Here is a 20,263-nt window from a genome sequence, read left to right on the forward strand (position 1 = left end):
TTCACCCGGCGCCGTGATGGTCTGGTTGGTTTCTGCGGACTATCGGAATGCAACTTGAACAATTACCACGCTATCTTAAGGAAGACGATATGAGAAAGCCATTGAGGGGAAAGCCTCCCCGCGGCATGCAGGGTCGCGGGCTGGGCGGGAACAATGGTGTTGTATCGTCACCTCGCGGTACCCGCCGTACCGCACGCATGGGAGGAGGCTCCCCATGACCCATGTTACCTCCATCGGGCTCGACGTACACGCGCGCTCCGTGTCGGCATGCGCCTTCGACCCGTTCGCCGGCGAGGTGGTGCAGAGGTCCTTCGGGACCGACGCCGGCGAGATCGCCGCCTGGATCAAGGGGTTCGACGAGCCCAGGGCCGTCTACGAGAGCGGCCCGACGGGCTTCGCGCTGTGCCGCGAGCTCCGGGCGCTGGGCGTCGACTGCGTCCTCGGCGCGGTGTCGAGGATGCAGAAGCCGGCGGCCGAGAAGAAGTATCTGATACACAGCTAGATGAGAATAAGAGACAGAAATATGTCCGCGCGAGAAGGTATACCTACTATCGTCAGTCAGACCGATCTGCAGTGCTCACCTCTTTACTCCCTTCGCTCAGGCCCGCCGAGCCCGCCGCGGCCTCCGCGTGCGACCACTACGTCACCTGCGTCCGCTGCGCCGAGTCCGACAAGCGCGCCCTCGAGAGGCGGGTGCTCGCCGAGGCCCGCTCCGAGCGGTGGCGCCCCGTGGCGGAGGCGCTCTCGTGCATCAAGGGCGTCGACGCCGTCACCGCCTTCTGCCTGGCGACCGAGGCCGGCTGCTTCAGCAGGTTCCCGACCGCCGGGGCGTACGCCTCCAAGGCTTAAGACATTATCAACACGCCTCAGAGGCTCCCGGGCAGATCGGAGGTAAATACAATGTACAAAACAGTGGTAATAAAGTATTCCCCCAAGGTGAAAGACATGGCCGCAAAAGTGGAAGAGGCGGCCAACAAAATGGAGCGGGAAGGGTTTGAACTGATCTCCTGCTCAATCATGCCTTCTTCTAAAGGTATTCTGGTTTTCAAGAAAACCACCGTGGTTGGATCAATAGAATAAAGTCTTTCTCAAATAGGCCGTTTTCAGGAGTACTGGGAACGGCCATTTGTTAAATTCACGCCAGATACATGTTAAATATAGGAGGAGGTCGATAATAGCTTATGTTGAAGAAACGAACGATAGCATTACTCTTGTGTTTCTGTGTTTTTTGCTGCCTGAGTATTTTGATAGCGGCACAGCCCGTCTATGCTCAGGATGGATACCAGAAAAATACTGTTGATTACCGTGAGATTGATGACTATCTGCGATCCGCCGTAGACAATGCCCATATTCCCGGAATGTCCGTGACGATTGCAAACAAAGATGCGGTACTATTTTCCGGGAATTATGGAGACTGCGAAAGCAGCGAAACGCCTTTTTATCTGGGTTCGGTCAGTAAATCCTTTACCGCCGTCTGCATCATGCAGCTGGTTGAGCAGGGGAAAGTTGACCTGAATGCACCTGTCTCCGCATATCTGCCGGGTGCAACCGATGGTGACAGGATTTCAGTGAGCCAACTGCTGAATCATACAAGCGGTCTTGGCCAGTACCAGACCTTAGAAAATTATAAGATCGTGAACGAGCAGGGTGTGCATCATTACGCCAATGTAAATTATTCCCTGCTTGGCGAAATAATCGAGGCTGTCAGTGGTGAATCGTTCAGTTATTACATAACGGAGAATCTCTTCGAGCCGCTGCAGCTTTCCCATACTGCCGCTACGCAGGACGAAAGCGAGAAAAAAGGTCTGATTGATGGCTATACAAACTATTGGGGCTTCAACATCAAAACAAGCCACAAATATCCTTCCTCCAAGGATGACTGGATTACCGTCCCTGCCGGTTACATCTCATCCTCCACAGAAGACTTGGGGAAATACCTACAGATGTATCTGAATAGAGGAAGCGGCATTCTTTCAGAATCCAGCATCGATACGATGTTTTATGGGGATACCATCTATGTGGATGGCGACATCCCTTATTGGTACGGGTACGGGTGGACGCGTATCGAGGCTCCTCTTTCTGAGCCGGTTCTGCAGCACAACGGCCTTGTCGAAACCGGGAACGCCTGCATCTTTCTGCTGCCGGAAAGCAGCCTTGCGATGGCTGTTACGGCCAATGTAAACGATTATTTTGCAGCAAACGCCATGATAGATTCGCTGGGGTGGGGCGTGGCGCTCATGCTCCTGGGGGATGCGCCAAATGAAATATCGGGCAGCACGTATGCCCTGAACCATCTCTGGCTCAACCTGACTATGTTGGCTGTACTGACAGTAGCAATCATTCCGTTATGCCGACTTTCCAAATACCGGGAACGCGTACTGCTACTGCGCGGCAACAAATTGCCGGGAGTGTACTCTTTGATTGGCTTGCATTTTCTTTTACCCGCCTTCCTGCTGATGGCTGTTCCAGTATTGTTGAAAATTCCCCTCTGGGTCGTTCAGGCTTTTGTTCCTGACGTTTTCTTGACCATTATTGTTTCTGCTGTACTGCTTCTGGCCGTAGGCTTTCTAAAGGGAGGGATTCTATGGGCGCACAAGAAGACAATACGAACAAGACAAGTCTCCGGAGGAGGCCATGGATCCTCCGGCTATGCGCCGGATTGTTCATCCTGATTTTTACAGTTGGTTTTATGCTCATCGGTGGAGGGATTCTCTATTCAGCCCATCAAGAAGAGGCCGGTTATACTGGCACCACAACAGGCAAGGTTGTGGGATACGAAAGCAGGATGGGAGATGCTGATGATTCCTTCCGATATTTCTATGCGCCAATCGTCCGCTATAAAACAACGAAGGGCAGCCTCTGCACAGGGATTGGGAACGTATGGACATCCAGCCGCCCATTTGAAGTTGGGGAACAAATAGATATCCGATATAACCCGATACAAACAGATGTAGTCAATGTAGAAGGATACGGCGTTTCCGTGAGCTATAAGCTGGGCATTGCCTTTTTCCTGTTTGGTTCTGCAGTATCCGTGCTCCTGCTGATTTTCCTGATATTGACAAAGCTTATCCGCGATCCGGATAAAAGGGAGCAGATCATGGGCAAACTAGTGGCAACCATTATTGCGCTGTTTATTGCCGGAGTATGGTGTATGTTGGCAGGGATAAAAATCACGCTGGCTGTTTTTGGGCTGCTGGGGCTATATGCCCTTTTCCAGCATTATAAAAAGAGGAGGGAACCATAAAGTCCTCTCAGAAGATCGCCAAAGAACTGGCAGCGATTGAGCACGAAATCCGCATCCACAATACTACTTTTGAGGGGCTCACAGAAAATCTTCAGCTAAGCCTGGACATGATTGAGGATTGCGGAAAGTATTATCGCAATGCCGATAACGCTACTAAGCGCCTTCTCAACCAGGCTATCTTCAAGAAAATCTATGTGAGCAACGCAGAAGATGATGAGTTAAAGATTGAGCCTCAGTTCCGAGCGCCATATGATCAGATACTGGAGCCCATTAAAGATGATCTAGCAAAGATCAACCGGACGAAACAAACCATGTCAGATAGACTTCAACAGTTTATCGAGACGGCAAAAGGCCACATCCAAGCAATCTTTGGATGTGGCCTTAATGCGGACAATAATTCCAATTTTATCGAGAATACTTCGAACCAATCAAAATTTTTTTGGTCAGATTAGTTCGAGTAAGAATATTCTGGTCGGCCTGATGACCGTGCGGATTCGACGCATGGTTGGCCAGGCTGCAGGGCTTTTCCGCGCCCGACTCCCCTTGTTCGTTATGAACTTCTGATAATATATGTTATGTCAACTAGATAGAAACTGAAATAGGCCTCGTGCATCCCCCTTCGGGTGCACGAGGCCTATCGCTCTTCGGGCTTACGCCCACTCGTAGCCGATGATCAGGCCGGATTCCTCTGCGTAATACGAGCACAGCCCGCCGCACGGAAGGATCTTGACCTCAGCCTGTGGCCAGGACTCCTGGATCGCGTTCTTCAGCTCGAGCGCGGCGCGCTCGTTGTCCACGTGATCGATGTAGACCAGACCGCCGTGGAAGCCGTCTTGCGCCATGCACTCGACGGTCTTGCGGTACGTCTTCTTCTCGCCGCGTGTCGGACCTACGATCTTGATCGTACCCTCGGCGCTCGCGGTCCCGAGCATCCGTATGTTGAGCTTGCTTGCGATCGATCCTGCGAGACGCGGCATGCGGCCGCTTTTGACGAGGTTGTCATAGCTTGATAGCGAAAAGAGCACCGTCGAGTACGCATCCAGGCGCTCGAGATACTCGACGACCTCCTCGAATGTCGGCGTGTGATGGCTCAGGTACCGATCGAGCAGATCGACGATGAGTTCCATCTTGCCGCCGGTGGCACGCGAGTTGAGGATGTAGATGTTCTTGCCCGAGATGATGCCCGCATGCTCGCGCGTGTACTCGTCGAGCACGATGTTGCGCGCCGTCGAGGCCGCCTCGTAGCTGCCGGAAAGGTTTGCCGAGATCGTGATGGCGATGACGTTGTCGGCACGGCGGAACTCCTCGGCCCACACGCCGACGCTTGGGCAGGAACTGGATGACGACTCGTTGGATTCGGCAACCTTGCGGTTGAGTTCGGATACATCGAGCTGCTCGTCATCGACGAACTCCTCGCCGCCGACATGGATGGTCAGCGGAACGGACGTGAACGTGGTATCAGGAGCCGATGGCTTCCAGCCCCTGAGGTTGCAACTCGAGTCAGCGACGATCGCCCAAGTCATGAGACATCCTTTCGATAGCTCCTGCCCCTCCAGTATAGGGCACTCCCCTCCTCATAGTTTTGAAAACTAGGTTGTTCGGTCGTAAAGACCATGTGAGTCGCTATACTTCTAGAAAACAGTAAGATTGGGGGCGCTCTATGGAGCAGCACGTCACGATCATTCCCATGTTAGACTCGTCTGAGCGCATCACGCAGCAGGATGTGTCGCCGACGGTTCTCCCCGATGCGTTTTTGACGTCTGACGTCGCATGCGCTGCAAAGCATTTCCATATGCCCCGCTACGATGAGCTTCCCAACGTCGAGTTGTATCGCGACCAGGTCATCGAGTACATCGAGCAGGTGCTCGGTCCCCTCTCGGGCTGTTCCGACGGTCCCTGGCTCACGCCCTCCATGGTCAACAACTATGTGAAGCAGCGGCTCGTTCCCGCCCCGGTCAAAAAGCTGTACGGGCGCGAGCAGATCGCCCGCCTGCTTACGATCTGCATCTTCAAGCAGTTTCTGCCGATCGATGCCATCGCTCGCCTGTTCCGCATCCAGAAGGTCACTTATCCGATCGATGTCGCGTTCGACTACGTGTCCGCGGAGATCAACAACGCGGTGGATAGCGCGTTTTCACGTCACGACGGCATGCGCAGGGACACGGCGTCGCTCGTGACGCGCGAGTCGCTGCTGGTGCGCAGCGCTGCCGCGGCTTTCGCGTCGAAGGTGTTTCTGATGAGCTATCTGGCTTTTGCGGGGTATGAAGGCTAAAAAGAAGGCCCCGAGGACGCGATGGTCTTCGAGGCCAAAAACGGGCTTTATGCTCTGGGCTTTCTCGTGGCGCGCCGCTGGGGCAGCGGCTTGACGCCCGTGGAGCTCGCCTGCGTCGAGGCCGATTCGGCCTGCTTGGCGGCTTCTGCGCGCGTGATCTCGTCGTCGATGGAGTCGAGGTCTGCGTCCTCGACCACAGCGTTCAGCGACTCGAACACGCGGTTTTTGAGCAGCGCGGTGTGCACGCCGTCGGTCAGGTCGTGCAGCTTGTTGAACGCTCGCTCGAGCTTCTTGTTGCGCTCGTCATCGGAGTCGTCCGAGCTGATCATGCTGATGAGCACCTGCTCGAACATCGAGGACTCGCGGTTAGCGGACACCACGTACTGGCGAAGGTTGCGCGGCTCGATATGGAACCTGTTAAGCTCGGAGCACAGGCGGATGATCTTGAAGTCGCGACCGTCGACGAGCTCACGGTTCTGCGGGCTGCGGATGAGTCGGATCAGGTCGTTGTCGGCGAGCGCCCGGATGAAGGAGATCTCGACCCCGAGGAGGTCGGGGATGTCTTCGATCGGGTGGAGCTTCTGCTGGGTCTCACGAGGCTCCGACTTCATGGGAAGATCGGACAGCAGGCCGACCTCGTAGGCAAGCGTCGAGAGGTCGGTGGCGCTGTCCAGCTTCTGCTTGATGACGTTCAGCGGCATGTAGCGGGTCTTCTGGAGATGCAAGATGACCTCCAGGCGGTCGACATCCTCTTTGGAGTACTGGCGATAGCCCTTGGGAGTACGGTGCGGCGTGATGAGCCCCTCGTCCTCCAAGAAGCGGATCTTGGAATTCGAGAGGTCGGGATACGCGCCACGAAGATAGTTGACGACCTGGCCGATGCTGAGGTAACTGCGCTCAGCCACCGCTACTCACCGGTTTCGATGCGCTCCGTCTGGCTTTCATGGTAGATCAGCGTGAACGTGCCGATCTGAACCGAGGAGCCGTCATGAAGCGGCGCGGAGTTGACGATGGCGCCATCGACCCAAGTGCCGTTGAGCGAACCGAGGTCCTCGATCAGGACGCCGGCGGCATTGCGGATGATCTTGGCGTGGGCGCGCGATACGGTCATGTCGTTCAGGAAGATGCCGTTGGACGGGTCGCGACCGATGGTGGTCTCTGCACCCTCGAGCTCGAAGGTGTTACCCGTCTGAGGCCCCTTGATGATCGTGAGAACCGGCGTGTTGGCCTGCACGTTCTTCATGAGGTCGGGCACGGTCGCATCATCGACGGGCATACGGAAGACGCAGGTCGAATCTCCGGATTGGTCGAGACCAAACGGAGTGCGCATCATATCAGACATAGTTTCTCCCTACGTCATCGAGTAAACGGTCAATACTTTTCCTATTCTACCCCACCGGAGCCGTGCGCGACCTCAGCGCCATACGGTTCATCGGAGTCATCAATCTCGGGGTTCAGGAAATCGATGTCCTCTTCCTCGGGGTGCTGCAGCGCGTGCCTGATCGCGAACGCGCCCTTGATGGTGTACAGGACGGCGGTTATCAGCGAGAACACGCAGCCGGCGTAGACGAAGAAGATGCCGAGCGGCACGGGCTGTCCATTCAGGCCGGGGAACGCGGTGACCGATGCATCGAACAGTTGAGGTCCCTCGACCACGGGCAGGCCGAGCAACATGAGGGAAAAACCGCTCATGAGCAGCGCGGTTGCGATCTTGCCGGTGTAGACCACGTCGATGGGGCGACGATGGTAGCGGTGGACGATGAGGTTTCCGCCCGCGAGGTACACGTCGCGCCCGATGATGAGGATGCAGACCCAGATGGGAAGCTCTCCCCTGCCAACAAGGCCCAAGACGCCTGTGAACAGCAAGGCGCGGTCGACTACGGGATCCATCATCTTGCCGAGCCAGCTGACCGTCTTGGTCATGCGGGCGATCTGCCCGTCAAGCCAGTCGGTCGAGGCGGCGACGGCATAGATGATAAGAGCGATGTAGCGGTTCTCGTTCGTGATGAACAGGTACAGGAAAACGAAGGTGAGGACCAGGCGCGTGAAGGTGATGAAGTTGGAGATCGTGAAGATCTTATTCGAAGGGTAGTCGGATGTTCCGATGAGCTCCTTCTTGATCTTTTTCTTGAGGCTCACGTCTCTCCCCCGTCATGGTACTCCTGCACTCAACTAGAGGAATGATACCCGAACCGCCTTTGTCTAACAGAAGAACATGCAAAAGGCCCATAGACCCACGGGCTTGTAGCCCTCTCCTTGCATGACGGGACGCGTTCGCCGGGGTATGGGTACATGAAGAACGGTATTACCGGTTTCCCGGAAAGCTGCCAAGATCGTGACGTCAATTATGCTGAATTGATAACGAAAAGGCCAAGGCGAAAGCCCTGGCCTTGAAGCTTCTGGTCGGGACGACTGGATTCGAACCAGCGACCCCTTGACCCCCAGTCAAGTGCGCTACCAAGCTGCGCCACGTCCCGAAGCAATGCGCTGTCTCGCTGACAGCAAGGAGTACTTTACTCACTTCTTCGGTTCAATGCAAGTACCTTTTTCAAAAAAAATGATCTTTTGCACAGTGTGGATAGATTCGCCGTCCCGACTGCCTCGGTCGTATAATCCGAGATGACATAGCACGCCCGCGAGAGCGTCCCGCGGGGTGCCGCGCTCTCGCGACGTGGTGGTCCGGATCGCGCGGCATCCCGCGGGACGGGATCGGACCACCACCATGCGCGCAAGGAAGAAGATGCCCTCGGCGTCCGCGACGCCGTGGGACGGCGTCCCCGAATCGGACGTCACGCCCGCCCAGGCGCTCGTCGCCCGGGCCCACCGCGAGGCCTACGCCGCCAGGCACGCCCCGACCGCCGGGGACGCGGAGTTCCTCAACGGGTACGAGCGGGCATCCTGCCCGCGGTGCGCGTCGCCCGACATCGTGCGCGACGGTTTCGACTCGCGCGGCGTCAGGCGCTGGGCCCCGTGTCGTGCAGGACGATCACGAGCGGCACGGGGACCATCTTCGAGGGGCGCAAGGTGCCGGTCTCGGATTGGTGCGAGTTCGTCATCCAGCTGCTCTCCTTCGACAGCGTCCGCGAGATAGCCCGCTCGAACCGCAGGTCGCCGACCACCCCGCCCTGGTGGCTCGCCAAGCTCTTCCTCGTGCTCGACGGGATCCAGGACGGCACCGTCCTCTCCGGGCGCGTCCAGATTGACGAGACGTACTACCCGGTCCCCGCGGCGGAGGCCGAGCGCAACGCCGACGGCTCCCTCAAGCGGGGCCTGTCGCGCAACAAGCTGTGCATCGCGGTCGCGACCGACGGCCGGGGCCGGTCCGCCTTCGAGCCGTGCGGACGGGGCAAGCCGAGCGCGCGGAGGGCGCTCGCGGCCTACTCGGGCCACGTCGCGCGGGGCTCGACGCTCCTGCACGACAAGGAGAAGTCCCACCGCGCCCTGGTCCGCGAGCTCGGGCTCGCCAGCGTCGAGTACGACTCGAGGCGGCTGAAGAGCCTGCCCGACCGGGAGAACCCGCTGGCGGACGTGAACCGGCTGCACTTCCTGCTGAAGTCGTTCCTGGACGCCCACAAGGGCTTCGACCGCGCCGACCTGAAGGGATGGCTCGACCTGTTCAGCGTCATCGCCAACCCGCCGTCAGGCGCCATGGAGAAGGCCGCGATGGTGCTCGGTCGCGCCATGGAGTGCCCCGGTACGCTGAGGTACCGGGACTTCTATGGAGGAGGCCGCAGCTAGGCGGCATATATGGAGTCAAATCTATCCACACTGTGCAAAAGAGCATTGTTTCAAAAAAGTTTTGATCTAGAGGATATGGCCGCGCATCTATTCGGATGCGCGGCTCATTCTCGTCCAAGGAATCCCCGATGGGAACGTTACCCCTCGGCGAAGATGCCTGCGTCGAGGGCGGCGACCATCACCTTGGCCATCTCGGCGCGGGTCATCGCGCGGGCCGCCTGGAGTTCGCGACCCCCCTCGGTCTCCATCCCGTCGATGACGCCGTTGTCGACCGCCCATGCCACGGCTGCGCGTGCCCATGCGGAGATGCCGTCGGCATCGGGGAACTCGTTGAGGATCTCGGTCGACTGGGCGTCGAGGTCGGCGCCCACAGCCTTGGCGAGCACCGAGCAGAACTGCTCGCGGGTGAGCGCGTCGCCCACGCCGAAAGCGTCGGATGCGCTGTATCCCTCCATGACATCGTTGGCCACCGCCCAGTTGACCGCGTCGGCGTACCAGGCGCCCTGGTCGACGTCGACATGCTCTGTTGCAGCCGCGTCTGTGTCGTCTTCACCCAGAAGGTTCCACATGACCTGTGCCGCCTGCTCGCGAACGAGCGTGTCGTTCGGGCCGAACGTGCCATCCCCATAGCCGCCCATGAGTCCGAGGTCCGCAGCGCGCTCGATACAGGCGCTGTACCACTCGTCAGCGGGCACGTCTGTGAAGATGTGGTCGAATGGGTCGGCGTAGGCCTTGATCGAGAAGTTGTCGTAGGCGAGCGCGTCGCTCATCGGAAGGTAGTCGCTTGCAAGCTTATCGACCAGGTCGGACCATGCACCGTCGGTGTACAGGTAGCTTTCGCCTTCGTTGACGACTGAGCGGAAGAAGATGGGCACCTGCGCCTGGATGACCGATTCGACGTTATCGGCGATAGCCTGCTCCTGAGAAGCCAGGTACTCGGAGACCTCAGCATCCGTCGCCACCGGATGCGTCTCGAGGTATTCGGAGCGCATGGTCTCGATAACCATGTCTTTGATGGCGTGCGTCTGATCCTCGACGATGCGTAGCTCGTTAAGCTCGAGGTCGCGAAGCTGTCTGCCCGGCGAGCCCTGGAACAGGATGCCATACGTGTCGTCGGCAAGCCGCATCGTAACGACAACCGAGAAGCGGCCACCTTTGCCGAAGCCCATCTTCCCACGGTCTTGAGCGGGGATCTTTTCTAGATGGTAGCCGCCGTACTCGTAGCTCGCCTCGAAGCGGGTGAGCAGCTCGCCGTCCGTCGGATCGGTGGCGCCGTCGGCCAAGCGGTAGACCTCGTAGGTCACCGTCGTGCCAGGTTGCGCCGTCTCGCAGGACAGGCTTGTGAGCCTTTGGCCGTCCTCCGCCGTGAAAACGTTTGCCGTGTGGGCGATATCCTCGTACATATCATTGAGGGATATATTCGTTGGCATGTAGTCGTATTGGTTGACGATGTAGGTGCCGTTCTTGTCGGTCTCCCGGCCATCCACATCGTAGTCGAACGCCTCGATAACTGAGATGCTCTGGTCGTAGTAGGACAGATAGAAATAGCCGTCGTCGCCGAAGTTGGATTTGTTGGGGAACTCGTTGCTTTCGGCACCCCAGCTGTTCTTCACGATCCAGGCGCCGTCTGCCGGCGGCTGGTGCTCGGCATTGAAGTTCTCCTTGGAATAGCTGTCGTCCCAGCCCACGATGGTCACGGCGTGGTTTGTCATGGCCGGGTGGTAGGTGTAGTGCGCCCACGTTTCGGTGTTGATGTAGGCGTCCTCGGAGACCTCGCCGGGCTTGGACGCGTCGGCGCAGAACGAGATCGAGACGGCGCGTCCTTCAAAGATCTGCTCTTTGATGGCGGTCGTCGCGTTCTCGTCGTACACATAGGCGTCGTTCTCGTCGAACGTTGCGGGCGAGGGCAGGATGAACGACTCCTCGAGAGCGGCGGACGATCCTGCGCGCAGGGCTTCGTCAAGCGTCCAGGTGCCTGCCGGCGACCAGAACATGTCATCATAGACGATGCCCTCGTCGTTCCTGTAGGGAGCCATCCATTCTTCGACGGGCCCGATGCCACTGGAGAATAGCGAGGTCGCATAGGCGACGTAGCCACCGTAGTTGTAAACCGCGTTCTCAAGTGGGTACCCCAGGGTCTGCTCGGCAAACTCCGGGTTGGGAACGTCTTCGGTCTCGGTCAGCGCGTTGTATCCGCCCTCCCCACCCTGGCCATCGTAGCTCTCATCTGTCGCGTCATCGTCCGGTAGGTGAGTGGCCATGAAGTAGGCAAGGTGGCGCTCGGAGAAGTCGAGGCCGGTGTCCACATAGGTGGTTCCCAGCTCGGAGAGCAGACTCGTCTCGGAGGCGGCGATGGCGGCGAATCCCCAGCAGGTGCCCCAGGGGTTCTGGAGCTTGACCGGCGTCACCACGCCGCGGTCGCGCAGGTCGAACGTGTCGGGCAGGACCTCGGATGCCGTCTGAAGGCGGATGGTCGAGTTTTCGGAGGTGAAGTTGTACACCTCGTGGGCTTTCGCGTAGCCGAGGTCGTCTATGTCGAGCGCGCGGGCCGGCGCCGCCATGGCGCCCAGCGCTGTCGTCGCGATGCCGAGCGCGAGCGCGCCGCGTACGATCAGGCTCTTCGTTTGGTCGCGCCATGCGCCGTTCAAATGCAGCATTTGCGAATCCTTTCCTGGCTCCCCTGCCGGCCATCCCGCATCCGGCATGTATGCCGATTAGTATCCCATGGCGCGTGGCGGGCGCCATAAGACGGCCGAATGGATGCGGGAAATAGAGAATGAACGGGATGGGGAATTCGGCAAACGGTACCGCGCAGTTGTGATGGCGCTGGTGCGGGGATCGGAAGGACATATCGCAGCGGGTTGTTAGCTTCTCTTTGAATCTGGCACCGCTCGGAGGTAAGTCGTAACGCAATAACGGTGAGGAAATGTAAGTCTTGTTCGTGCGAGGGCGTGGTCATCACGGGCTAATCGGAGTCGCAACGACATCAGATGGGCTTGCTGTTGGGTATTTCGTACGGAACGAGCCGAAAATCGATGCGGGGATGACGCTAAGGCGCTGGCGGAAAAGAAAAATGGACTTTTGGGTACAAATATGAGCGTCCGCAGAGTAGACCTGTATTGGAACAATGTATAACACACTGGAATACACGTAATAAGTTATTGAAAAGACGGTATACTGGACTGAGTCAGTTAGATGTACCCATAAGTCAAATTTCTATTGATGCGAAAGAGTAAAATACAAACAATTAAACAATATATGCAAAAAATAGGGTATAGTGCCGAGAATACCGGCACTATACCCGATCTCATGCTAAGAAACCATTCAAATCAGGCGCCTAAATCGCACGCGTTGAGCAGGATCTTCCGGGCGAGGTCGTCTTTGCTCATGCAAGGCAGCTCCTCGATCGTTCCCCTTGTGATCCACCAGGCTTTGTTCGTGTCGGTACCGAAGCCTGAGTCCGCACGGCTAACGTCGTTGGCGACGATGGCGTCGCAGTCCTTGCGGGCGAGCTTGTCTTGGGCATAGGCGACGACGTTGTCCGTCTCCGCGGCAAAGCCGATAACGATGCGCTCCCCCTTGTTCGCTGCAAGCGTGGCGAGGATGTCTTCCGTCTCGGTCAGCTCGACGACATCGAGCCGTTCGTATGCCTTCTTGAGCTTGTGGTCGGCGGGATGGACCGGGGTGTAGTCGGCGACGGCTGCAGCGCAGATCGCGATATCGGCATCCTCGAAGGCGCAACGGGCCGCCTCGAGCATCTGCGCGGCACACTCTACGCGCACGGTGGGAACCGATGCCGGGACGGCGGCGGTTGCGGGGCCGAGCACCAGGGTCACCTCGGCACCCAGGTTCACCGCGGCGCGCGCCAGGGCCACACCCATCTTGCCGCTCGAGCGGTTACCGATATAGCGCACTGGATCGATCGCCTCATGGGTGCCGCCCGCCGTGATGAGTACGCGCTTGCCCGCCAGGGAGCCGTGTGCCCCGAGGACGGCTTCCACCATATCAGCTATGTGCGAAGGCTCAGGCAGGCGGCCTCCCCCGACATCGCCGCAGGCGAGATACCCGGAGTCCGGAGCTATGACGTGCACACCGCGCCGACGGAGTACCTCGACGTTTTCCTGCGTGGCGCTCGCCTCCCACATCCCGACGTTCATGGCAGGCGCCACGACGATGGGTGCGCGGGTGGCGAGCAGCGTCGTGGACATAAGGTCGTCGGCGATGCCGTGGGCCATCTTGGCGATGATGTTGGCCGTCGCGGGTGCCACGAGCACGAGGTCGGCCTCCTGGGCGAGCGAGATGTGATGGATGGGGTCCTCGGGGTCGTCGAACAGGCCGACGGCGACCTTCTCGTGCGTGAGGGCGCGAAACGTCGTGGGTCCCACGAACTTCGTGGCGTGCTCGGTCATGAGGACCTTCACGCGCATACCGCGCTTCTGCAGCTGTCGGGTGATCTCGCAGGATTTATACGCCGCGATGCATCCCGTCACGCAGAGCAGGATGCAGGGCTGAGCTGTCGCTTCGGCCATCATTCGTCACCGTCTTCGCTCAGGATGAGGATGCGGTGGCAGTAGGGGCACTCGGCGACATCGCCAGCATGCTTGAGCGCGTCCAGGGACGATGCCTGCAGCGTCATGCGGCAGACGGTAGGAACGTTTCCCTCGAGACGCTCGACGCCCAGGCCGCGGAAGCGCTTCGCGGCAGCCTCATAGGAGGAACGGGTCCCGGCGTCGAGCGTGTGCAGCAGCGAGGCGCGCTGGCGCTCGGAGGCCTCGATGGCGTCCTTGAGGGATCCCGCCTTCTCGCGTGCGCGCTTGGTGTCGGCGATCACGGATGCCTCGAACTTCGCCGTGTACTCGGCGAGGTAGTCCTCCTTCTTCTTGAGATCGGCGAGCTTGGCCTCGTAGTCCTTGCGGTCGAAGGCGATGCGCTCGAGCTTCTTGGCGAGGTCCGAGAGCTCGAGTTCGAGCTGCTGGACGGAACGGTAATCGGAGGAGTCGACGTTGCGCTGCGCGATGCGGATGTCGTCGTTGGCGTCCATCTCCTGGTCGTCGAGTTCCTTGAGGTAGGTCTCGAGATCCTTGCGCTGCGCATAGAGCTTCGTCGCGTCCGCCTTGAGCTTCTGGTAGGCGCGGCGCTTCTTGGCGAGCTCGGCGATCTCAGGCATCTCGGCGAGCGCCTTGCGGTCGCGCTCGAGGGAAAGGTCGAGTTCCTGAAGCTTGAGAAGGGTTGATCCGACGCTCATGAGCGCTCCTGTTCTTTTGTCGATACGGTCCACCATTGATGCGGAAGACCTATTCTATGCAGTACCGCGTCGTCTACACCAGCAGAGATCGCGGCGTTCATCAAGATAGCGGCAAACGGGTCCTCGGAGCGGTCGTGGCCGAGCAGGATCACGCCGCAGCCGCGAATGGCGAGGTCCTGGCAGACATGGTAGCCGCCCTCGCCGCACACGATAGCCTGGGCGCCCCATCTCATGGCGTCCTCCCCGAACGAGCCGAGAGATCCGCCGAGGAAGGCGACGCGCTCCACCGCGACATCGGGGTCGCCCCATACGCGCGGCGCCCCGCCGAATGCGCCCGCGCAGGCGGCGGCGAGCTCGCCCAAGGTGCGCGGAGCGCACGTGCAGACCGATCCCAGCCCGCGTGCGGTCGGGTCGCCGGGATACTCAAGAGAGGAGGCGGACTGCATCCCCACGAGGGAGGGCAGCAGCTCGCGCACCTCATGCGAGCGGTCGAGGTTCGTGTGGAAGGACAGGATGCTCACGCCGAGCCGCGCCGCCGTGTAGATCGCCGCAGAGCTCGAGGGGCGCATCGCGTCTGCGGGCGTGAAGGCATCCGGCGCCTTGATGTAGACGGGATGGTGCGTAAGCAGCACGTTGGCTCCCCTGTCGGCGGCCGCGCGCACGTTTCGCTCGGTCGCGTCGAGGGCCACCGCGACTCCCGTGACGGCAGCCTCGGGGTCGCCGACCGAAAGCCCCACATGGTCCCAGGATTCGGCATCCTGCGCGGGGAAGCGGTCGAACAGCGCCCGCTCCAGGTCTCGTACCAGCATATCGATCACCCTATCAGCTCGTCGAAGGCGTCTGCGAATCGGGTCAGGTCATCGGGGTCCACGCGGTCGTCGAACGAGATCCGCAAGGATCCGAGCGCGCGCTCGCGCGCGATCCCCATGGCGCTCAGCACATGGCTGGCGTCGAGGCTCCCGCTCGAGCAGGCGGAGCCGCCCGAGGCCTCGAACCCCGCGGCGTCGAGATGCAAGACGAGCTCCTCTGAATCCATTCCGTCCACCGTGACGGAGACGATGCCCGGAAGGCGGTCTACCGCCCGCCAGTCCCCCATCGTCGCCTTGACGCGCCCGTGGGCGCACAGGCGCTCGTAGAGCGAATCGGAGAGCGCGGACAGGCGCGCACGGTCCTCCTCGATATGGGGGTAGACGGCGCAGGCCGCCGCTGCGAGGGCGAGCACGGACCGCACGTCCTGCGTTCCGGCGCGTCGGCCCGATTCCTGCCCCCCGCCGAAGACGCGGGGCCTCAGGGGTGTGCGGGTCTTGAGGTACAGGGCGCCTGTGCAGACCGGGCCTCCGATCTTGTGGCCCGCGATGCTGAGCGCATCGACCCCAAGGTCGGCCACATCGAAGGGGATGTGGAGATAACCCTGGATGGCATCGGTGTGGAACAGGGAGCCATGGGCATGGGCGACGCGTGCAAGCTCGCGGATCGGCTGCACGACACCGGTCTCGTTGTTGGCGAGCATGATCGAGACGAGTGCGACGTCGGGTCCGAGCAGCCCCTCGAGGGACTCGGGCTCGATGCGCCCCGCAGCGGTCGGCTTGACGAGGTCGACGGAAAACCCCGCCGCGCGCAGCAACGGCAGGTTATCGAGGATCGCGTCGTGTTCGATGGCGCTCACGACGACACGGGTGCGGGCTCGGTCGCGCTCGCGTGCCCCCTCGGCGATACCGAGCAGGGCGAGCTGATCGGATTCGGTTCCCCCGGCGGTGAAGATGACCTCGCTTGCGCGCACGCGGGCTCCGAGCGTGCGCGCAAGGTCGCGCCGCGCACCCTCAAGGGCCAGGGCGGCCTCGCGGCCCAGGCGATGAAGCGAGTTGGGGTTCGCGCCCGCGATCGGAGACGCGTCGTAGGCCGCTTGGGCGGCAACCGCCTCGGGGCGCATGGGCGTCGAGGCGGCGTAATCGAGGTTGACGGGTTGGGCTGCGATCGTCGTCAATGCGTCAGCCTTCCCTCGCCTGCATGCCGATGGTGCCGAGCTCGCGCAGCTCGCGCACGATCATCGAGGGATCTTCCGCTTTGAATACGGCGGATCCCGCAACCAGGACCGTGGCGCCGGCCTCTCCGAGCGCGCGGGCGTTGGAGAGGGTCACGCCGCCATCGACCTCGATAAGCGGGTCGACGCCGTGGCGCTCGCACATACGGCGCAGCTCGCGGACCTTGTCGTAGGTGCCTTCAATGAAGCTCTGCCCCCCGAATCCCGGATTCACGCTCATGATGAGCACGATGTCGACGAGGTCGATGATGCTCTCGAGCTCCTGCACGGGCGTGGGCGGGTTGATGACCACGCCGGCGAGGGCGCCGCGCTCGTGGAGGCGGTTGATGATCGCGGGAAGGTCGTCGGCAGCCTCGAGGTGCACGGACACGATGTCGGCGCCGGCGTCGACGTACCAGTCGATCACCTCATCGGGATTCGTGACCATGAGGTGGACGTCGAGCAACGCATCGGTGCTGCGCTTGACGGCCATGAGGATGTGGGGGCCGAACGAGTGGTTGGGGACGAAATGCCCGTCCATGACGTCGAAATGAATGTAGTCGGCATCGCTCAAGCGGTCGAGTTCGGCATGGAGCTGCGTGAAATCGGCTGCGAGCACGGAGGGGGAAACTTTGACGCGGTCGAGCATGGGCATGCCTTTCTAGTCGTCCATTCCGTAGAACTCTTCGGTCGGGAATCGGTCGATGAGCTCGTTGAAGACGGTCTCCTTGGAAACGCCTTGCCAGAGCACCTTTTCGAGCGCGAACGTGATGGGCGCGTCGACGCCGATGTTGCGGGCGAGCTGCGCGACGCTTTTTGCGGCCGCAGCGCCCTCCACGACCATGTGCGTGCGCTTCTGGTACTCCTCGAGCGTGCCGCCGTGCGCCAGGGACTCGCCGAAGGTGCGGTTGCGCGAGTGGTGCGAGGTGCAGGTGACCACGAGGTCGCCCATCCCGGCGAGGCCCATGCAGGTGATCGGGGATCCGCCACGCGCATGGACGAGCCGGCTGATCTCGGCGATGCCGCGCGTCATGACGAGCGCGAGCGTGTTGTCGCCATAGCCCATGCCGGCCAGATAGCCGCAGACGATGGCGATGACGTTCTTGACGGCGGAGCACATCTCGACGCCGATGAGGTCGCTGCCGACATAGATGCGGAAGTGGTCGGACAGCAGCACGGACTTGAAGAACTCGGCGACAGCCGGGTCCTCGGCGGCGATCACGGCGGCGGAAAGGCAGCCGCGGCAGACCTCCTCGGCGTGATTCGGTCCGGCGAGCACGCCGATGCGTTCGGGCGCTCCGATGCAGTCGGCGACGAGCTCGCTCATGAGGTAGCCGGTGCCGTCCTCGATGCCCTTGGTCAGCGTGAGGACGGGGGTTTCGGGCTTGATGAAGGGGGCGGCGCACTCGAGCACCGAGCGGAGGAAGGCCGAGGGGACCGCGAGGATGATCCCGTCGGCGCCTCCTATCGCCTCCTCATAGGACGCGGTCGCCCAGACATTGTCGGGAAGCACGTAGTCGGTCAGGTAGATGTTGTTGCGATGGTGCCCGTTGATGCCTTCGACGGCCTCGCCGCCGAACGACCAGACGCAGACCTCATCGACGTGGGCGGCGGCTTGACCGGCGATGGCGGTGCCCCAGGAACCGGAACCGATGACGGTGATCTTCATGAGGAGCTAATCCTTCTTGTCGGCGCGCTTCGAAAACGAGAGCTTGTTCTCGTTGCCCGCGCGCAGCTTCTTGATGTTGGAACGATGGGCCCACACGACGGTCCAGCCCAAAAGCGCCCAGATGGCGAGCGAGAGCGGGCTCATGGACGGGAAGGCGATATACACCGTGACGGGCACGACGGCCGCCGTCGCGATGGAGCCCACGGACACGTACTTGGTGATCGCGACGAGCACGATGAAGATGGCGAGGTGCACGAGGGCGAGCGGCCAGAAGAAGCCGAACAGGATGCCCACGCCGGTCGCGATGCCCTTGCCGCCGTGGAACTTGAGGTAGGGAGAGAAGATGTGGCCGTACAGGCAGGCGAGCGCCACGAGCGCGACCATCCAGTCGGCGCCTCCCCCCGCTTCAAGCGACGCCGTGCCGGCGAGCGCCGAGCCGATCACGCTGCGGGACGCGTTGATGCACACGACGCCCTTGAGCACGTCGAACAGAAGCGTCGCCGCGGCGACCTTGGGCCCCGCGACGCGCAGGGCGTTCGTCGTGCCGATGTTGCCCGACCCGGACTTGCGGATATCCACATGCCCCATGAAGCGGCCCAAGATGAGGCCGAAGGGGATGCCGCAGATGAAATAGGAGACGACCATGCACGCGACGAGGGAGAACAGGGCGGCCTCGTCGCCAGCGGGCAGGTAGAGGGAACCGAACGATACGCCGCCCATCACTTCTCCCCCTTCTCGCGCTGCTCCTTGCTGCGGAAGCGCAGGCGGATGGGCGTGCCCTTGAAGCCGAAGGCGTCGCGCATGCGGTTCTCGATATAGCGGCGATAGGAGTCGCTCACCAGGTCGGGGTGATTAACGAAGAACGTGAAGGTCGGGGGCTCGATGCCGGTCTGGGTCACGTAGTGCATGCGGAGGCGGCGCTTGCCGTCCACGACGGTGTGGCCGAACTCGCGCATGTCGGTCAGCAGCTTGTTGAGCGCGGAGGTGGTGATGCGCGTGGAGCGGGAGGCGGCCGCGGCGTCGGCGAGCGCCCAGATCTTCTCGACCGAGCGGCCGGTCAGCGCGGAGATGCGCAGGACGCTTGCCCACGGGGCGAGCGTCAGCCTGCGGTCGACGGATTCCATGACGTGCTCGCGCGCGTTGTCGTCGGTGAGAAGGTCCCACTTGTTGAGCAGGATTACGAGCGCGCAGCCGCGCTCGATGGCGAGGTTCGCGACCTTCTGGTCCTGCTCGGTCATGCCGGTGGACGAGTCGATCACGAGCAGGGCGACGTCGGCGCGGTCAATCGCGCGCAGGCCGCGGACCATGGAGTAGTACTCGATGTTCTCGTAGACTGTGCTCTTCTTTCGGATACCGGCGGTGTCGACCATGCGGTAGAACGTGCCGGAGCGTTCGACGACCGTGTCGATGGCGTCACGTGTGGTGCCGGCGACGTCGGAGACGATGGAGCGGTCGGAGCCGATCATCTTGTTGAACAGCGAGGATTTTCCGGCGTTCGGACGGCCGATGATGGCGATGGAGAGCATGTTGTCGGGCTTCTCCTCGTCTTCGAGCTCGGATTCATCGGGGAACAGGGCGACGACCTCGTCGAGCAAATCGCCGGTTCCGTGCCCGTGCAGCGCGGAGATGGGCAGCGGGTCGCCCACGCCGAGCGAGTAGAACTCCCACAGGCGTTCCTCCTCGCGATCGGGGTTATCGAGCTTGTTGACCAGCAGGAAGACGGGCTTCTTGGAGCGCTTGAGCATGCGCGCGACCGATTCGTCCTCCTCGGTGACGCCCGTGGTGCCGTCCACGACGAACAGCACGGCGCAGGCCTCCTCGGCGGCGGCGAGCGCCTGGTCGCGAATGGGCACGGAGAAGACGTCGTCGCTCTTGAGGGGCTCGATGCCGCCGGTGTCGACGAGGGTGAAATCGCGGCCGTTCCACTCGGCGTCGTAGTAGGAGCGATCGCGGGTGACGCCGCGGCTCTCGTGCACGATGGCGTCAGAGGTCTGGGCTATGCGGTTGACAAGGGTCGACTTGCCGACGTTGGGGCGGCCGACAACGGCAACTACAGGCTTCATAGGTGCTGCTCC

Annotated in this window: 21 protein-coding genes and 1 tRNA gene; 8 read left to right on the forward strand and 14 right to left on the reverse strand. The window is 61.0% G+C overall.

The genetic code is table 11. From position 1 onward, the window contains the following. Positions 1-214: 214 nt before the first annotated feature. From BN3789_RS06830 to BN3789_RS06850, 6 genes are all read left to right on the forward strand, one after another. Entirely contained in the window at positions 215-502 is a 288-nt protein-coding gene (locus BN3789_RS06830) for a hypothetical protein (protein WP_066832040.1), read from the forward strand. 71 nt (positions 503-573) lie between these two features. After that, on the forward strand, positions 574-849 hold the full coding sequence (locus BN3789_RS06835) for a hypothetical protein (protein ID WP_066832042.1): 276 nt from the start codon (positions 574-576) through the stop codon (positions 847-849). 96 nt (positions 850-945) lie between these two features. Further along, positions 946-1,080, forward strand: coding sequence for a hypothetical protein (locus tag BN3789_RS13345; RefSeq protein WP_267872873.1), 135 nt, complete (start codon positions 946-948; stop codon positions 1,078-1,080). A gap of 101 nt (positions 1,081-1,181) precedes the next feature. Next, on the forward strand, positions 1,182-2,672 hold the full coding sequence (locus tag BN3789_RS06840; protein WP_066832044.1) for a serine hydrolase domain-containing protein: 1,491 nt from the start codon (positions 1,182-1,184) through the stop codon (positions 2,670-2,672). After that, entirely contained in the window at positions 2,660-3,244 is a 585-nt protein-coding gene (locus BN3789_RS12695; RefSeq protein WP_147569596.1) for a DUF3592 domain-containing protein, read from the forward strand. The genes BN3789_RS06840 and BN3789_RS12695 overlap by 13 nt, the downstream gene beginning before the upstream one ends. Before the next feature lie 107 nt (positions 3,245-3,351). Further along, on the forward strand, positions 3,352-3,696 hold the full coding sequence (locus tag BN3789_RS06850) for a hypothetical protein (protein WP_066832048.1): 345 nt from the start codon (positions 3,352-3,354) through the stop codon (positions 3,694-3,696). A 198-nt stretch (positions 3,697-3,894) separates the two neighbouring features. On the opposite strand, the gene BN3789_RS06855 is transcribed toward BN3789_RS06850, so the two are convergent. Next, a complete protein-coding gene (locus tag BN3789_RS06855; RefSeq protein ID WP_066832050.1) occupies positions 3,895-4,767 on the reverse strand; it encodes a DegV family protein in 873 nt (290 codons plus the stop codon). A 137-nt stretch (positions 4,768-4,904) separates the two neighbouring features. Here BN3789_RS06855 and BN3789_RS06860 point away from each other — a divergent pair, with 137 nt between their 5' ends. Further along, a complete protein-coding gene (locus BN3789_RS06860) occupies positions 4,905-5,516 on the forward strand; it encodes a DUF1836 domain-containing protein (protein ID WP_229254246.1) in 612 nt (203 codons plus the stop codon). A gap of 47 nt (positions 5,517-5,563) precedes the next feature. Here BN3789_RS06860 and ftsR read toward each other — a convergent pair whose 3' ends face one another. The 4 genes from ftsR to BN3789_RS06880 form a co-directional block, all read right to left on the reverse strand. After that, positions 5,564-6,421 carry a transcriptional regulator FtsR gene (gene ftsR / locus BN3789_RS06865; protein ID WP_066832052.1) on the reverse strand — a complete coding sequence of 286 codons (858 nt, stop codon included), beginning with the start codon at positions 6,419-6,421 and terminating at the stop codon, positions 5,564-5,566. Between the two features lie 2 nt (positions 6,422-6,423). Beyond that, the gene (locus tag BN3789_RS06870; RefSeq protein ID WP_229254248.1) at positions 6,424-6,858 is read right to left on the reverse strand and encodes an FHA domain-containing protein; all 435 of its coding nucleotides are present in this window, start codon (positions 6,856-6,858) and stop codon (positions 6,424-6,426) included. 41 nt (positions 6,859-6,899) lie between these two features. Continuing rightward, the gene (locus BN3789_RS06875; RefSeq protein ID WP_066832054.1) at positions 6,900-7,655 is read right to left on the reverse strand and encodes a CDP-alcohol phosphatidyltransferase family protein; all 756 of its coding nucleotides are present in this window, start codon (positions 7,653-7,655) and stop codon (positions 6,900-6,902) included. A gap of 261 nt (positions 7,656-7,916) precedes the next feature. After that, positions 7,917-7,993 (reverse strand) — tRNA-Pro (locus BN3789_RS06880). Between the two features lie 493 nt (positions 7,994-8,486). On the opposite strand from BN3789_RS06880, the gene BN3789_RS06885 reads away from it, so the two are divergent. Next, positions 8,487-9,254, forward strand: a complete 768-nt coding sequence (locus BN3789_RS06885) for a hypothetical protein (protein WP_066832056.1) — start codon at positions 8,487-8,489, stop codon at positions 9,252-9,254. 137 nt (positions 9,255-9,391) lie between these two features. On the opposite strand, the gene BN3789_RS06890 is transcribed toward BN3789_RS06885, so the two are convergent. The 9 genes from BN3789_RS06890 to der form a co-directional block, all read right to left on the reverse strand. Next, positions 9,392-11,911: an S-layer homology domain-containing protein gene (locus BN3789_RS06890; RefSeq protein WP_066832058.1), complete on the reverse strand. Its 2,520-nt coding sequence runs from the start codon at positions 11,909-11,911 to the stop codon at positions 9,392-9,394. Positions 11,912-12,583: 672 nt separating this feature from the next. Next, positions 12,584-13,783, reverse strand: coding sequence for a bifunctional phosphopantothenoylcysteine decarboxylase/phosphopantothenate--cysteine ligase CoaBC (gene coaBC / locus BN3789_RS06895; RefSeq protein WP_411431531.1), 1,200 nt, complete (start codon positions 13,781-13,783; stop codon positions 12,584-12,586). Beyond that, a complete protein-coding gene (locus BN3789_RS06900) occupies positions 13,783-14,499 on the reverse strand; it encodes a zinc ribbon domain-containing protein (RefSeq protein ID WP_066832062.1) in 717 nt (238 codons plus the stop codon). Before BN3789_RS06900 ends, coaBC begins: the two co-directional genes overlap by 1 nt. Next, entirely contained in the window at positions 14,496-15,308 is an 813-nt protein-coding gene (locus BN3789_RS06905) for a Nif3-like dinuclear metal center hexameric protein (RefSeq protein ID WP_066832574.1), read from the reverse strand. Before BN3789_RS06905 ends, BN3789_RS06900 begins: the two co-directional genes overlap by 4 nt. Before the next feature lie 5 nt (positions 15,309-15,313). Further along, on the reverse strand, positions 15,314-16,483 hold the full coding sequence (locus BN3789_RS06910) for a cysteine desulfurase family protein (RefSeq protein ID WP_411431529.1): 1,170 nt from the start codon (positions 16,481-16,483) through the stop codon (positions 15,314-15,316). Positions 16,484-16,487: 4 nt separating this feature from the next. Then, positions 16,488-17,168 (reverse strand): ribulose-phosphate 3-epimerase, encoded by a 681-nt coding sequence (gene rpe / locus BN3789_RS06915; protein ID WP_066832064.1) that lies wholly within the window; start codon positions 17,166-17,168, stop codon positions 16,488-16,490. Positions 17,169-17,180: 12 nt separating this feature from the next. After that, complete coding sequence (locus BN3789_RS06920) at positions 17,181-18,188, reverse strand: NAD(P)H-dependent glycerol-3-phosphate dehydrogenase (RefSeq protein WP_066832065.1); 1,008 nt, start codon at positions 18,186-18,188, stop codon at positions 17,181-17,183. 6 nt (positions 18,189-18,194) lie between these two features. Then, positions 18,195-18,908, reverse strand: coding sequence for a glycerol-3-phosphate 1-O-acyltransferase PlsY (plsY, locus tag BN3789_RS06925; protein ID WP_066832067.1), 714 nt, complete (start codon positions 18,906-18,908; stop codon positions 18,195-18,197). Then, positions 18,908-20,251 (reverse strand): ribosome biogenesis GTPase Der, encoded by a 1,344-nt coding sequence (der, locus tag BN3789_RS06930; protein ID WP_066832069.1) that lies wholly within the window; start codon positions 20,249-20,251, stop codon positions 18,908-18,910. Before der ends, plsY begins: the two co-directional genes overlap by 1 nt. Between the last annotated feature and the right edge of the window lie 12 nt (positions 20,252-20,263).

The sequence above is a fragment of the Collinsella ihumii genome, assembly GCF_900046475.1.
Lineage (GTDB): Bacteria > Actinomycetota > Coriobacteriia > Coriobacteriales > Coriobacteriaceae > Collinsella > Collinsella ihumii.

What these genes read in the sequence shown, in the direction of transcription:
- BN3789_RS06830 (WP_066832040.1), top strand. Translation starts at nt 215, where the DNA reads ATGACCCATGTTACCTCCATCGGGCTCGACGTACACGCGCGCTCCGTG.
- BN3789_RS13345 (WP_267872873.1), top strand. Translation starts at nt 946, where the DNA reads ATGGCCGCAAAAGTGGAAGAGGCGGCCAACAAAATGGAGCGGGAAGGG.
- BN3789_RS06840 (WP_066832044.1), top strand. Translation starts at nt 1,182, where the DNA reads ATGTTGAAGAAACGAACGATAGCATTACTCTTGTGTTTCTGTGTTTTT.
- BN3789_RS06850 (WP_066832048.1), top strand. Translation starts at nt 3,352, where the DNA reads ATGATTGAGGATTGCGGAAAGTATTATCGCAATGCCGATAACGCTACT.
- BN3789_RS06855 (WP_066832050.1), bottom strand. Translation starts at nt 4,767, where the DNA reads ATGACTTGGGCGATCGTCGCTGACTCGAGTTGCAACCTCAGGGGCTGG.
- BN3789_RS06860 (WP_229254246.1), top strand. Translation starts at nt 4,905, where the DNA reads ATGGAGCAGCACGTCACGATCATTCCCATGTTAGACTCGTCTGAGCGC.
- BN3789_RS06870 (WP_229254248.1), bottom strand. Translation starts at nt 6,858, where the DNA reads ATGTCTGATATGATGCGCACTCCGTTTGGTCTCGACCAATCCGGAGAT.
- BN3789_RS06890 (WP_066832058.1), bottom strand. Translation starts at nt 11,911, where the DNA reads ATGCTGCATTTGAACGGCGCATGGCGCGACCAAACGAAGAGCCTGATC.
- coaBC (WP_411431531.1), bottom strand. Translation starts at nt 13,783, where the DNA reads ATGGCCGAAGCGACAGCTCAGCCCTGCATCCTGCTCTGCGTGACGGGA.
- BN3789_RS06900 (WP_066832062.1), bottom strand. Translation starts at nt 14,499, where the DNA reads ATGAGCGTCGGATCAACCCTTCTCAAGCTTCAGGAACTCGACCTTTCC.
- BN3789_RS06905 (WP_066832574.1), bottom strand. Translation starts at nt 15,308, where the DNA reads ATGCTGGTACGAGACCTGGAGCGGGCGCTGTTCGACCGCTTCCCCGCG.
- rpe (WP_066832064.1), bottom strand. Translation starts at nt 17,168, where the DNA reads ATGCTCGACCGCGTCAAAGTTTCCCCCTCCGTGCTCGCAGCCGATTTC.
- BN3789_RS06920 (WP_066832065.1), bottom strand. Translation starts at nt 18,188, where the DNA reads ATGAAGATCACCGTCATCGGTTCCGGTTCCTGGGGCACCGCCATCGCC.
- plsY (WP_066832067.1), bottom strand. Translation starts at nt 18,908, where the DNA reads ATGGGCGGCGTATCGTTCGGTTCCCTCTACCTGCCCGCTGGCGACGAG.
- der (WP_066832069.1), bottom strand. Translation starts at nt 20,251, where the DNA reads ATGAAGCCTGTAGTTGCCGTTGTCGGCCGCCCCAACGTCGGCAAGTCG.